Origin of the sequence: Actinoplanes sp. NPDC026619, from assembly GCF_040638295.1 — a bacterium.
In the GTDB taxonomy this organism is placed as follows: Bacteria; Actinomycetota; Actinomycetes; order Mycobacteriales; family Micromonosporaceae; genus Actinoplanes.
The window spans coordinates 21345-34537 of sequence record NZ_JBEZYA010000029.1 but is presented as its reverse complement, the minus strand read 5'-3'; the positions used below and the strand labels follow the sequence as shown (position 1 = coordinate 34537).

Here is a 13193-nt window from a genome sequence, read left to right as displayed (position 1 = left end):
CTCACGGGTTGTTAACGTTCACACGACCGTTACATGCTCCTCATATAGATGGACGTCTGTCAATGCGGCTATGGCCGGCCGTGGTTGCGGACGATCGGGGCGATCTCGGTGGCGTACCGGTGCAGGGAGTCCTCCACCAGGGCGCGGGGCAGGCCGCCCCAGTCGAACTGGCCGAAGAACCGGTCGATGCCGAGCATTTCCTTCGCGTCGAGGATCTTCTCGGCGACCTGTTCGCTGAGGCCGATCATGATGGCCTGGCCGCGGCGGGTGGCGGCCTCGAAGGCGGCCCGGTCCACCAGGAAGCCGCGGCCGCCGGGGGCCTTGGGCCGCAGGTACTCGTGGTAGTAGGGAAAGACGTCTTCGGTTCCGGCGAAGAAGTGGGTGGAGATGCCGACCCGCAGCTTCTCCGGGTGCCCGGCCTGCTCCCCCGCCGCGCGGTAGAGGTCGACGGCCCGTTTGGCGTGGCTCAGCGGCCCGCCGATGTAACCCAGCACCATCGGCAGCCCGAGCAGCCCGGCCCGCACCGCGCTGGTGGGTGAGCCGCCGACCCCGGCCCAGACCGGCAACTCCGCCTGGGCGGCCCGGGGCGCGATGGGCGCGTCGGACAGCGGCGGCCGGAACTTCCCGGACCAGGTGACGTGGTCGTCGGCGCGCAGCCGCAGCAGCAGGTCGATCTTCTCGGCGAACAGCGCGTCGTAGTCGTTCACGCTCTCGCCGAACAGCGCGAACGGCTCGGCGAAGGCGCTGCGCCCGGCGATGATCTCGGCCCGGCCGGAGCTGATCAGGTCGACGGTCGCGAAGTCCTGATAGACCCGGACCGGGTCGAGCACGCTGAGCACGGTGACGGCGCTGGTGAGCCGGATCCGCTCGGTGCGGGCGGCGATGGCGGCCAGGACCACGGCCGCATTCGAGCAGAAGATGACGGCGTACGCCGAAGCAGCTCGCGCCGCACTCGCCGAGCCCGACCCGTGGCGGGGTTTCTGCGACTACGTCGAACGCGTCTGCGCGATGCAGGCCGAGGACCGCGGCTTCACCACCGTGCTGACCCTGAGCTTTCCGACCGCCAAGCAGTTCGAGGCCGACCGCGACCGCTCCTTCGCCGACTTTCTGACGCTCATCGACCGCGCCAAGGCCACCGGCCGGCTCCGCGACGACTTCGTCGCCGAGGACATGGTCATGTTCCTGATGGCCAACGCAGGCGTGCTCACCGCCACCGCCGACGCCGCACCGGAGACGTCGCCCCGGCTCGTCGCGTACTTCCTGCAGGCCTGCGCGGCGACCGCGGCCGCACCCCTGCCCGAGCCGCCGGCCCCGCGGCGGATGTACCGGGCGATGCTCCGCTTCGCCGCACCCAAACGCTGATCGGACAGTAAGCGTTTTCTGCTGCCGGCGAGAACGCTACGGGCAGCATAGTGCTTTCATAACACCACAAATGGGTGGCGAATTCACCGTCTCGGAAACATATTTGCAATACATCGTTGTGCATCAATGCCATGGGTCTTAGCCTCGCGGATAACGCTTACTATCCCGCTCCGCCACCGAGGAGCCTGCTGGTAACAGGGAGAACCATGTCTGAGCACACCAAGCCGGCCGGGCCCAGCCGCCGGACACTGCTGAAAGCCGCCGGCGTCGGCCTGGCCGGCGCCGCGACCGGCGCGGCCGTGATCGCGACCGCGCCGTCCGCCTCGGCCGCGACGATCGTCCACCCCGGACTGCTGCACACCTCCGTCGACATCAACCGGATGGCCGCCGAGGTCGGCGCCGGCGCACAGCCCTGGACGAACGGCTGGGCCCGGCTGACCGCTAACGCGCATGCGGCGAACACCTGGAAAGCCACCCCGCTGGCCACCGTCTACCGCGGCACCGGCACCCCGGAGAACTACGGCACGCTCTACAACGACATCCACGCGGCCTACCAGAACGCGCTGCGCTACCGGGTCACCGGCATCACCGCCTACGGCACCTGCGCCCGCGACATCCTCAACGCCTGGTCCGGCACGCTCACGAAGATCGACGGAACGTCCGACAAGTTCCTGGCCGCCGGCCTCTACGGCTACCAGTTCGCCAACGCCGCCGAGTTGATCCGGTCCTTCAGCGGCTTCGACCTGGCGCGCTTCCAGACGATGCTGCGCAACGTCTTCTACCCGATGAACGACGATTTCCTACGCAACCACAACGGCAACGTCGTCACCCACTACTGGGCGAACTGGGACCTCTGCAACATCGCCTCGGTCCTCGCCATCGGCGTCGTCTGCGACGACCAGGCCAAGATCGACCAGGCGATCACCTACTTCAAGACCGGCGCCGGAAACGGCTCGATCAACCACGCCATCCCGTACGTCTACGACGACCAGGGTCTCGCCCAGTTCCAGGAGAGTGGCCGCGACCAGGGCCACGCCACCCTCGGCATCGGGCTGCTCGGCACCATCTGCGAGATGGCCTGGAATCAGGGCGTCGACCTCTACGGTCTCGGCAACAACCGCATCATGAAATGCGCCGAGTACGTGGCCAAGTACAACCTCGGCGGCACCGTCCCGTACACCCCGTACACCTGGGTCTACGGATCGCCCGGCGCCACCACCAGCGTCGTCCAGTCGGTGATCTCCGAGACCGGCCGCGGCGAGGTGCGCCCGATCTGGGAGCTGGTATACAACCACTACGCGCGCCGGCGCGGATTGTCCGTGCCGTACAGCGCCGCGTTCGCCGCCCAGGTCCGCCCGGAGGGGGGCGGCGGCGACTACGGCCCGAACAGCGGCGGCTACGACCAACTGGGCTTCGGCACCCTCACCGCGACCAGGTAGTCGTCAGGAGGGCAGCGGTGCCCGGGGACGAGCGACGGCGGTCGAGGCAGGTCCAGGCGAGGGCGGCCAGCGACGTCACCGTCAGCGCCAGCAGCATCGGGGCGGGGTGGGCCCCGGCGCTGTCGGCCGCGCGGGCGAGCGGGTTCGGGAAGCCGAGCCGGTCGGCCAGCCAGCCGGTCGCCGCGATCCCGGTCAGGGCGGCGCCGATCAGCCGGAACGCCGGCCCGATCCGCGACCGCGTCAGCACGATCAGCGCCGGCAGCGCCAGCGCGACCAGGACCACCTGGACGATCTCGATGCCGAGGTTGAAGCCGAGCAGGCTGAGGGCCAGCCGGCCGGTGGACAGCTGCATCTCGGCGAGCGTGAAGGAGAACGCCAGCCCGTGGCCGAGCCCGAACAGGCCGGCCACGGTGGCCTCCCGGCCCGGGAAGATCGGCCGGATCGCGTGGATCGCGCCGACGAGGATGCTGACCGCGATGAACGACTCCACCGGCCAGGCCGGCACGTCCAGGTGGGTGAACGCGCTCAGCGCCAATGCCGCGGAGTGACCGATGGTGAAGGCCAGCGTCGTACGCCCGATGCGGCCGGCCGCTGCACGCGGGCCGATCAGGCCGCGCCATCGCCCGGCCGTCGCGAGCAGGGGCGCCGGTAGCAGCAGGATCAGCAGGAAGAGGAGGTGGTCGGTGCCCGCCAGGATGTGGTTGCCGCCCAGCTCGGCCATGGCCAGGAAGCCGGACCAGGTGCTGCCGTGCTCCAGGTTCACGGTCAGCGGCGGCACGGTCATCGTGCGGCTGTCGATCTGGATCGTGCCGACCTGGACGGCGTCCGAGCCGACCTGACCGGCCGCCCAGTCCTGGCGGACCGAGACCAGCACGGTGTGCGTGACGACCTGGTGGACCACCACGTCGTACCGGAAAATGAAGTGCCGCAGGTCGCCGCCGGCCGGTGGCGTCAGCGTCGCGGAGGCAACAAGTTCCTGGTAGGTCCCGGTCGACGTCTGCTCGGCGTCGGTCACCGAGAGGTCCCCGACGCGGACCGTCCAGGCCGCGCCGCCGGTCGTGGCCGGCCGGATGTAGGCGATGAGGTAGCTGCGCAGCGCGTCCTGCTGCGCCGCGACGGTGGCGGCGGTGACCTCGATGCCGCTGGCCCGGACGAAATCACTGAGCGGGAGCTCGAGCTCCGCGGTCACCGACGTCTCGTGCACGTCGAGCAGGACCACCGAGTGCGGCATGGGATGGGCCGAGGCCGGCGACGCTCCGAGCAGGAGGAGCGCCGCCGACAGCAGGGCCACCGCGAGCAGCGATGGGAGTCGCATCAGAAGGAGAACTCTCCGCCGTAGTCGCGGGTGTGGTCGCGGTAGACGGTGTGGAAGTGGATCTGGTTGTTGTAGACCACGCCGTTCTGGCAGACGAACTCGATCCACACGCCCGGACCGTCGATCCGGACATAGTCGCCCTGGGTGTCCAGCGCGGTCGTACCGGCATAGCTGATGAAGGTCTTGTCCAGCTCGGACTCGTAGATCTTCAGCAACTGCTTGGTGGTGGCATCGTCCGCGACCGACACCCACGGCTTGATCGCGTCGAGGACCAGCTTCTTCTGCTTCGCCGACAATGCCTTGACCGAGATGCCCTCCTTGGTCGCCGGGAACTGGCCGTCCTTGTCCGGGCCCAGCAGCACGTCGCTGAACGACTCGGTCAGCTTCGCCTTGGTGAGCTGGGTCGTGGTGAGGCTGGTGACCAGCGCCGAGATGGCGTCCTTCTGCTTGGCGAGGGCCTGCACGGTGTTGCCGTCGTCGTCGATGAAACTGGTCGGCTCCACGCCGATGAAGAACGGCGTGGTCCCGGCGACCTTGCCCTTCTTGTACGTCAGGTTGACTGCCAGGTGATGACCGCCGAAGTGCAGTTGCCAGGTGCCGGTGGCCGACGGGGTGCCGAGAAACGCCAGGAAGTAGATGCCGCTGCCGTAGCCGCCACCACCACCGCCACCGGCGCCCGGGTCACCCGACGGCGGCGTGCCGGTCGGAGCGGACGCACTCGGATCGACGGCCGGAGCGGAGGCGTCGGAGGCCGGGGCGGAGGCGTCCGCGGACGGCGGGGTGCCGCCACCGCCGCTGCTCCCCTGCGCCGCGAGGTTGTCGTCGGCGGCCAGGACGTCGCTGATCTGATCGAAGCCGGTTCCGGTGCCGGTGCCGGTTGCCGCGGCGAGAACCGCCTTCGCCGCGGTCAGCTGGTCGTCGGTGAGAGTGCTGAGCTGGATGCCGACCCGGCAACTCGAGCCGCACGGCAGGTTCGACCAGGCAGTGGCGTTGTCCTCGGTGAAGTCGAGCAACACCTCCGCCTTCTGGTCGTCGGTGAGCGTGGCGACGAATGCGTCGGCCGCGTTCACCAGACCGTTGATGCCCTTGGCGCCACGGGTCGGATCCTTGACGACCACGGCCCTGGTCTTGTTATCGCCGCCCTTGTTGCCGACGGTGGCGGCGTTCGCCGTGGCGATGCCCGCGCCGAGCAGGGTGACGGCCGCCGCCACCAGCGCGACCCCACGCCACGGGCGACGTGTCGTCTTCTCGTCCTTCACGAATTACTCCTTCAACGATGAGCTGCCATTGCCAGGGGAATCTCAGCAACCTCATCAAGGAAACGCAATGAATCGACAATAATAGTGGTTATGAATCTCCCATCAAGACCCTGTGAAATCGCATCACCAGCAAGGATGCGGCCAAGAATGGTTTTGACATAAACCTTTTCCCGGTGAGTTCTCAAAGCAGAAATACAGGTCATTCAAATGACCGGCAAAGAATGGTGCGCCGTCAGACCTGCCGGAACTCGATGCCGAGCAGGCTGGCCGCGGCCCGGTAGTCGGCGGCCCGGTGCCCGAGGGACAGCGACCAGTGGTGCCCGACCCCGGAGGCGCTCCAGTCGTCGACCCACTCGCCGGGATCGCGGCCGAAGTCGACCCGGCTGGTGGTGTTGCCGATCGCCAGCAGCGGCCCGTCGACGACGGTGCCCTCGCCGGCGATGAAGGTCAGCGAGCCGTCCCGGTCCTGGCCGAGGCCGAGGAGCGTGACCGGCCCGGGCCGCACGTCGAACTCGACGCTCACGCCCCAGCCGCGCTTGCCGTGGTAGACGCCGAGGCCACGCAGGAGCGGCTGTTTCGCACTGACCGCCAGGTGCGCGGGGCCGTCGTGGCCCATCTCCACCACGTTGTCGGTGAAGTTGAGCGCCTGGATCTCGCAGAACGAGCCGCCGGCGCCGGCCACCTCGGTCGCCAGCTGGGCCACTGTGGTGCGCAGTTCGTACTCGCCGGTGGTCGGGATCCCCCGCGCGGTCAGCAGGGAAGCACCCAGGATCATCCCGGCGCCGAGCCGCTCGTGCTGCTCGCCGGCCAGTCCGCGGTGGTAATAGGCGAGGCTGTCCAGGTCGAAGTCGTCGGCCAGCCGGTCCAGGCCGACCGAGACCTGCGCGCCCCAGGTGAAGTCGTCGTCGTTGACCGACCCGTCCAGGACGAAGATCTTGCGGGCCAGGTCCTTGCGTTCCTCGATCTCGGCGGGCGTCGCCGCCAGCACCCGTTCGCGCAGGTCGTCGAACTCGAGCACCTCGACGTGCGAGCCGAAGGTGGTGGGCAGCAGGGTGAGGTCGGTGGAAACGTCAAGCATGCCCGGGTAGAGGTGGCCCATCAGGCCGTGCCGGGCGGAGCGCAGCGCGGCCCGGATGCGGGCGGCCTCGATCCAGCGGGCGATGCGCTGCCAGGCCGCCTCCTGCCGCAGCCAGCCGGTGACCGAGCGGAACGGGATGCCGGCCCGGCGGAACAGGTTGCCCACCTCGGGCACCGGGCACTGGCCGCAATAGGCCAGCCAGGCGCCGGTGTCGAAGGTGGCGTGGTCCATCCGCTCGGTCGGCTGCAGGTCGATCACCAGGACCGGGGTGTTCGCCCGCTGCGCGATCGGCAGCACCATCGACGAGGTCAGATAGGTGGTCAGGAAGAGCACGATCAGGTCGCAGTCGGCCTGCCGGAGCTTCTCGGCGGCGGCCGCGCCCTCGTGCGCGTCGGAGATGAAGCCGGCGTCGGTGACCTCGGCGTCCATCTCGGTGAAGCGCTCGGCGACGTAGCGCGCCGACTCCTGGAGTTGAGGCAGCAGATGCGGGAACTGCGGCCAATAGGTGCCCAGACCACCGGCCACCAGGCCGATTCGGGTCTTCCGGCGCTTCTTGGGGGTGAGGATCACGACGCCTCCACCTGAAACGTTTCACGTATTTCCGGCAGATTACGGCCCGGCAGCACCGCCGTCAAGGCCAGTAAGCGTTTTCCATGCTGTCCTTGATGCTGGGCACGCGCACCCATAAGGTGACCTTGGTAAGCGCTTACCTCAGGAGGTTCGTTGATCCGGAACCCGATTCTGCCCGGCTCGCATCCGGACCCGTCGATCCTGCGGGTCGGCGCCGATTTCTACCTGGCGACCTCGACCTTCGAGTGGTTCCCCGGGGTGCAGGTGCATCACTCGCGCGACCTGGTGCACTGGCGGTCGCTGGGCGGGGTGCTGGACGAGCCGCGGCTGCTCGATCTCGCCGGCGTGCCCGACTCCGGCGGCGTGTGGGCGCCCGACCTGACGTATGCGAACGGGCTCTTCCACCTGGTCTACGGCGTCGTCGACAACTACGCCTTCGGCTACAAGGACGTGAGCGTCCGGCTCACCACCGCCCCCGCGGTCGAGGGTCCCTGGTCCGATCCGGTGCCGCTGCCGGGGCGTGGCTTCGACCCGTCGCTGTTCCACGACGAGGACGGCTCGACATGGCTGGTCAACATGGTGTTCGACGACCGGCCGGACGGTGGGTTCGGTGGCATCGAGATCCAGCGGCTGGCCGACGGCGCGGTGGCCGGCGATCCGGTGCTGATCGCGCCGCTGACCGCGGGCGGGCTGACCGAGGGACCGCACCTCTACCGGGTGGACGGCTGGTACTACCTGCTGGTCGCCGAGGGCGGCACCGGCTACGAGCACGGCGCGCGGGTGCTGAGATCACGCACCCTGCTCGGCCCGTACGAGCCGGACCCGGCAGGCCCGTTGCTCACCTCCCGCGACGACCCTGATCTGGCGCTGCAGAAGGCCGGCCACGGCTGCCTGGTCAGCACGCCGTCCGGCGAGTGGTACCTGGCGCACCTGGTCGCGCGGCCCTACTCCCGGCGCGGACCGTGCGTGCTGGGCCGGGAGACCGCCCTGCAGCGGATCGAGTGGACCGACGGCTGGCCACGGGTGCCCGGCGCGGTGCCCGCCGTCGAGGTGCCCGGCCCCGATCTGCCCGCCCATCCGTGGCCGCCGGCGCCGAAACCGTGGAACAGCCTGCGCCGCCCGGTGACTCCGGAGTGGGCCGAGGCCGGCGAGCGCATCCGGATCCGGGGCGGGCAATCGCCGTACGGGCTGAGGGCGCCGAGCCTGCTCGCCCGCCGGGTGACCGACCGGCAGGAAACGCTTGCCGTCTCGATGGATTTCCGCGCCGGCGGTGTCCATCAGGCCGCCGGGATCACCGCCTACTACAACAGCCGGAACTGGTACTACCTCGCGGTCACCGCCGGCGAGCTGGTGCTGACGGCCAGCTCTCGCGGCCGGCGGACCGTGCACCACACCGAGAAGGACGTGCCCGACCGCATCGGGCTGTGGCTCACCTTCGACGGTCCGGTGCTGCGTTTCGCCCGTGACACCGGAACCGGGTGGCGCGACCTCGGGCTCGAGCTCGACGCGACCGTGCTGTCCGACGAGCACGCCGACGAGATAGTCGACGGCCAGGTGCGGGTGTTCGGGTTCACCGGCGCGTTCGCCGGCCTCTGGGTGCAGGACCTCGCGGGCGAGGGCTGCCACGCCGACTTCACGGAGGTGTGCCCATGATCGTGCGGACCGACGACGGCGCACCGGCCCGGCTCCGGCTCCCCATCGCCGCGGCGGTCGATCATCCGCTGGTGGACCTCTGCACCGCGGCCGAACAGCGAGCCCGGTCGAGCCGGTGCTACGTCCGCACCTCGGTTGGCGAACGCCTGCGGGTGACCTCAGCGGGCCCGGAGATCCGCCAGGCCGATCCGGTTACCGGGCTGGAGGTGATCAGCCGCATCGAGACGCTCGGCGACTCGGCGATCGAGCTGCGGCACACGGTGCGCAACGGCGGGTCCCGCCCGGTGACGCTGACCGCCGTGACCAGCTTCGGGTTCCGGATCCGGCCCGGGGCGGCCGAGGTGACCTGGGCGGAGAGCAGCTGGCTGGCCGAGCAACGGTGGCGGACCGAGCCGCTGCGCGACCATCTGCCGGACGTCGGGCTGCCGCTGCACGACCAGGACGGCCGGGGCCGCTGGGCGGTGACCAGCCACGGTTCCTGGTCGACCGGCGAGCACCTGCCGATCGGTGTGCTCAGCGTCGGCGACCAGGCCGTCGGCTGGGAGCTGGCCACCAGCAGCCCGTGGCTGTGGGAGTGCGGCGAGGCCCTCGACGGCGTCCACGTCACCGGGCTCGGCCCGACCGGGACCGAACACGGATTCGCCGTGACGCTGGCACCCGGCGACGAGTTCGCCGCGGCGCCGGCCCTGCTGGCCTGGTCCGACCGGGGCCGCGACGGCGCCGTCGCCGCTCTCACCGTCGCCCGGCGAGCCCGGCGGCAGGCAACGCTCGGCGGACTGCCGGTCGTCTACAACGACTTCATGAACACGCTGATGGGTGACCCGTCCACCGAGAAGGTCGTGCCCCTGATCGACGCGGCGGCGGAAGCCGGCGCGGAGGTGTTCTGCGTCGACGCCGGCTGGTTCGCGGACGGCGGCGACTGGTGGCACACCGTCGGCGCATGGCGCGAGGCGCCGGGCCGGTTCACCGGCGGCCTGCGCGCGGTTCTCGGCCACATCCGGGCGCGTGGCATGACCGCCGGACTGTGGCTGGAGCCCGAGGCGATGGGCACGGGCAGCCCGGCGGCGGCCGGCCTGCCGGACGACGCATACCTCCGCCGCCATGGGGAGCGGATCGTCGAGCACGAGCGTTACCACCTCGACTTCCGGCACCCGGCGGTGCGGGAACGACTCGACGAGGTGGTCGATCGGCTGGTCACCGAGTTGGGGGTCGGCTATCTGAAGCTCGACTACAACATCGACCCGGGCGCCGCGGACGGGCTGCTCGAACACGGCCGCGCTTACCGGGACTGGCTCCGGGACCTCGGCCGCCGGCACCCCGCCCTGCTGATCGAGAACTGCGCCTCCGGCGGCATGCGGGCCGACGCCGCCCTCCTGCAGGTCTCCTCGATCCAGTCCACCTCCGACCAGCAGGACCATCTCCGGTACGCGGCGATCGCCGCCGCCGCGCCGATGAGCATCCCGCCCGAGCAGGCCGGCAACTGGGCCTACCCGAGCGTGGAGATGCCCCTCGCCGAGACCGCGTTCGCAATGCTCGGCGGCATTGCCGGCCGGCTCTACCTGTCCGGCTTCCTGCACCGCCTCGACGAGAACCGCCGGGCACTCGTCGCCGAGGGGGTCCGGGTGCATCGACGATGGCGCACCACGATCGCCGAGGCGGCACCGTCCTGGCCGCTGGGCCTGCCGGGCCGCGCGGACACCGCGCTCGCCCTGCGCCTCGATAATCTGCTCGCGGTGTGGTCCCGAGGACACGACGCGGAGGTGTTGCTGCCCGGAGTCACCGCGCTGGAGCAGCTCTACCCCGCCGCCGCACCGTCGTGGCCGGCCACCCCCGGCCCGGACGGCCTGTGGCTCCGGCTTCCCGGCACCGTCGACGCCCGCCTCTACCTGATCCGGACGGAGTCCTGATGAAAGCACTGATCGTCCGCGGCGGCTGGGACGGCCACCAGCCCGTCGCCTGCACCGAACTGTTCCGCGCCTTCCTGGAAAAACACGGCTTCGCCGTGCAAACCGCCGAGACCCTTGAGGTGTACGCCGATCAGAGCGCCCTCGCCGACGCGGATCTGATCGTCCAGTGCTGGACCCGCGGACGCCTGACTGCCGAGCAGGAGAACGGTCTCGTCGAGCGGGTCCGGGCCGGCGCCGGGTTCGCCGGCTGGCACGGCGGTGTGCTCGCCGTCGGTTACGAGGCCTCCCACTACCAATACATGGTCGGTGGCCGCTTCCTGAACCATCCGGGCGGCCTGATCGACTACCGCGTCGACATCACCGGCGACCACCCGATCACGGCCGGCCTGAGCAGCTTCGACGTGCACACTGAGCAGTACTACTGCCACGTCGATCCGACCCTCGACGTGCTGGCCACGACCACGTTCACCGGAGCCCACGGCGCACCGGAGACGGCCGGCGCGGTCATGCCGGTCGCGTGGATCCGCCGCTTCGGGGCGGGCCGGGTGTTCGTCTCCACACTGGGCCACGCCCCCGCCGACCTCGAACTGCCACCGACCCGCACCCTCACCGAACGAGGCCTTCTCTGGGCGGCGGGCCGGTCATGACGGGCTACTTCACCGACACCGGGGGTGCGGATCGCCCGGTGCTGCTGCTGGTGCATGGCTGGGGCTCCCACTCCGGCACCTGGGCCACGCTCGTGCCCTTCCTGGAGCAGTACCGGGTGATTACCGTGGACGTGCGCGGGCACGGCCGGTCCGGCGCAGACCACGGGCGCGGTTTCGACCCGGAAGTGATCGCCGAGGATCTCGTCGCCGTGCTCGACCTCGCCGGCGTGCGCCAGGTGGTGGCGATCGGGCACTCCTGGGGCGGGCAGCTGGTGACGGCGCTGGCGGTCACCCACGCCGACCGGGTCGCCGCCCTGGTGGTGCTCGATCCGGCGTACGGGGCGACGTCGGTGGCCGACCTGCAGGTGTTGCGCGACCGGTGGTACTCCCCTGACGCCCGGGCCGCTCTCGACGAGTTCGCCGAGGGCGCGTTCGTGCCGGCCACTCCGGCGGCGGTCCGCGACCAGGTGCTGGCCGGCCTGCGGGCCACGGACACGCGGGTGCTGGCCGACGCGTTCGTCGCGATGTACCTGACCGGGCGGTCGTTCGGCCTGCGCGCCGCCACCGAGCGCTACCTCGGCCGGGTCACCGCCCGCACGCTGAGCATCTTCGCCGACCCGGCCGCCGCCGCGTGGGCGCGCGACCGGCCGGCGGCACCGGGCTCCCGGGTCGACTACTGGCCCGGCACCGGCCACTATCTTCATCAGGAGCAACCGGAGCGACTGGCCCGCACCCTCACCGACTGGCTGTAGAAAGCGCTATCACCAGGAACGCCCCGTGCTCCGGATCATGCCTCGAAAATGTAACAGCAACCGGTTACATTGTTAGGCGTCACGCGAACGGGCAGGGGTGTGCGGTGGGAACGGAACGACGCAGTCGCGGTGCGCACGACGCAGCGCTGACGATCCGGGACGTGGCGGAGCGCGCCGAGGTCTCGGTGGCCACTGTCTCACGGGTGCTGGCCGGCAACTACCCGGTGGCGGCCAAGACCAGGCAGCGGGTCATGCGCGCGGTCCGCGACCTCAACTACGTGGTCAACACCCACGCCCGAGCCCTGGCCGGGGTGCGCACCGAGACGGTCGCCTTCGTGCTCAACGACGTGCGTGGCCCGTCGTTCAGCGCGGCCGCCTACGGCGTCGAGCGGGAGGCGAACCAGCGCGGCCGGCTCTGCCTGATCTGCACCACGGAGGGCGACCAGGAGCGGGAGTTGGCCTTCCTGCAGCTGATGCGGGAGCAGCAGGCCAGCGCGGTGATCCTGATCGGCGGCGTCCGCGACGACGAGCAGTACCGGGAGCGGTATTCGGAGATCGCCCAGGGGCTGCACGCCAGCGGTTCCCGGCTGGTCCTCTGCGGCCGGCCGTCGCTGGGGGCCGACGTGCCCGCCACCACCGTCGAGTACGACAACGAGGGCGGCGCCTACGCGATCACCACCAACCTGCTGGCCAACGGTCACCGCCGCATCCTCTACCTGGGCGGCATGCTGGAACACACCACCAGCGTGGGCCGGCTGCTGGGCTATCACCGGGCGCTGGCCGACTTCGGGGTCACCCCCGACCCGACGCTGATCGAGCACGGCGAGTTCACCCGGGTCTCCGGCTACGAGCGCACCAAGGCCTGGCTGCAGCAGGGCGCCGGCCGGTTCACCGCGATCTTCGCGGAGACCGACATGGTCGCGGCCGGCGCGCTCGCCGCGCTGGAGGACTCCGGGGTCCGCGTGCCCGACGACATCTCGCTGGTCGGTTACGACGACATCGAGCTCGCCTCGGACCTGCGGCCCCGGCTGACCACCGTGCACGTGCCCTACGAGGAGCTGGGCCGCACGGCCGTCCGGCTGGCGATCGACCTGAAGGAGGGCCGGTCCCGCGAGGGAGATCAGCACGTGGTGCTCGGCACCCACGTGGTGGTGCGGCAGTCGGTGGCCCGGCTCCATCACTGAAACCGGGCCGGCGACTCATCGGCTCAG

General features: G+C 70.5%; 11 protein-coding genes. 7 read left to right on the top strand and 4 right to left on the bottom strand.

Going from position 1 to position 13193, the window contains the following annotated elements:
- Nucleotides 1–68: 68 nt before the first annotated feature.
- Nucleotides 69–899 (bottom strand): LLM class flavin-dependent oxidoreductase, encoded by an 831-nt coding sequence (locus AB0E90_RS42065; RefSeq protein WP_360417917.1) that lies wholly within the window; start codon nt 897–899, stop codon nt 69–71.
- Here AB0E90_RS42065 and AB0E90_RS42060 point away from each other — a divergent pair.
- The gene (locus AB0E90_RS42060; protein WP_360417916.1) at nt 883–1362 is read left to right on the top strand and encodes a hypothetical protein; all 480 of its coding nucleotides are present in this window, start codon (nt 883–885) and stop codon (nt 1360–1362) included. The two genes, AB0E90_RS42065 and AB0E90_RS42060, sit on opposite strands and share 17 nt — an antisense overlap.
- A gap of 206 nt (nt 1363–1568) precedes the next feature.
- Nucleotides 1569–2801, top strand: coding sequence for an alginate lyase family protein (locus AB0E90_RS42055; RefSeq protein ID WP_360417915.1), 1233 nt, complete (start codon nt 1569–1571; stop codon nt 2799–2801).
- On the opposite strand, the gene AB0E90_RS42050 is transcribed toward AB0E90_RS42055, so the two are convergent.
- The 3 genes from AB0E90_RS42050 to AB0E90_RS42040 all read right to left on the bottom strand — a co-directional run bounded on the left by AB0E90_RS42050 (nt 2785) and on the right by AB0E90_RS42040 (nt 7023).
- The gene (locus tag AB0E90_RS42050; RefSeq protein WP_360417914.1) at nt 2785–4116 is read right to left on the bottom strand and encodes a HupE/UreJ family protein; all 1332 of its coding nucleotides are present in this window, start codon (nt 4114–4116) and stop codon (nt 2785–2787) included. The genes AB0E90_RS42055 and AB0E90_RS42050 overlap by 17 nt on opposite strands.
- Nucleotides 4116–5375: a DUF3500 domain-containing protein gene (locus AB0E90_RS42045; protein WP_360417913.1), complete on the bottom strand. Its 1260-nt coding sequence runs from the start codon at nt 5373–5375 to the stop codon at nt 4116–4118. Before AB0E90_RS42045 ends, AB0E90_RS42050 begins: the two co-directional genes overlap by 1 nt.
- A 232-nt stretch (nt 5376–5607) precedes the next feature.
- Entirely contained in the window at nt 5608–7023 is a 1416-nt protein-coding gene (locus AB0E90_RS42040) for an L-fucose/L-arabinose isomerase family protein (RefSeq protein WP_360417912.1), read from the bottom strand.
- Nucleotides 7024–7176: 153 nt separating this feature from the next.
- Here AB0E90_RS42040 and AB0E90_RS42035 point away from each other — a divergent pair, with 153 nt between their 5' ends.
- The 5 genes from AB0E90_RS42035 (at nt 7177) to AB0E90_RS42015 (ending at nt 13166) form a co-directional block, all read left to right on the top strand.
- On the top strand, nt 7177–8676 hold the full coding sequence (locus tag AB0E90_RS42035; RefSeq protein ID WP_360417911.1) for a glycoside hydrolase family 43 protein: 1500 nt from the start codon (nt 7177–7179) through the stop codon (nt 8674–8676).
- Nucleotides 8673–10583: a glycoside hydrolase family 36 protein gene (locus AB0E90_RS42030; protein ID WP_360417910.1), complete on the top strand. Its 1911-nt coding sequence runs from the start codon at nt 8673–8675 to the stop codon at nt 10581–10583. The genes AB0E90_RS42035 and AB0E90_RS42030 overlap by 4 nt, the downstream gene beginning before the upstream one ends.
- Complete coding sequence (locus tag AB0E90_RS42025) at nt 10583–11230, top strand: ThuA domain-containing protein (RefSeq protein WP_360417909.1); 648 nt, start codon at nt 10583–10585, stop codon at nt 11228–11230. Before AB0E90_RS42030 ends, AB0E90_RS42025 begins: the two co-directional genes overlap by 1 nt.
- The gene (locus tag AB0E90_RS42020; protein ID WP_360417908.1) at nt 11227–11982 is read left to right on the top strand and encodes an alpha/beta hydrolase; all 756 of its coding nucleotides are present in this window, start codon (nt 11227–11229) and stop codon (nt 11980–11982) included. The genes AB0E90_RS42025 and AB0E90_RS42020 overlap by 4 nt, the downstream gene beginning before the upstream one ends.
- A gap of 104 nt (nt 11983–12086) precedes the next feature.
- A complete protein-coding gene (locus AB0E90_RS42015) occupies nt 12087–13166 on the top strand; it encodes a LacI family DNA-binding transcriptional regulator (protein WP_360417907.1) in 1080 nt (359 codons plus the stop codon).
- The last annotated feature ends 27 nt before the right edge of the window (nt 13167–13193 follow it).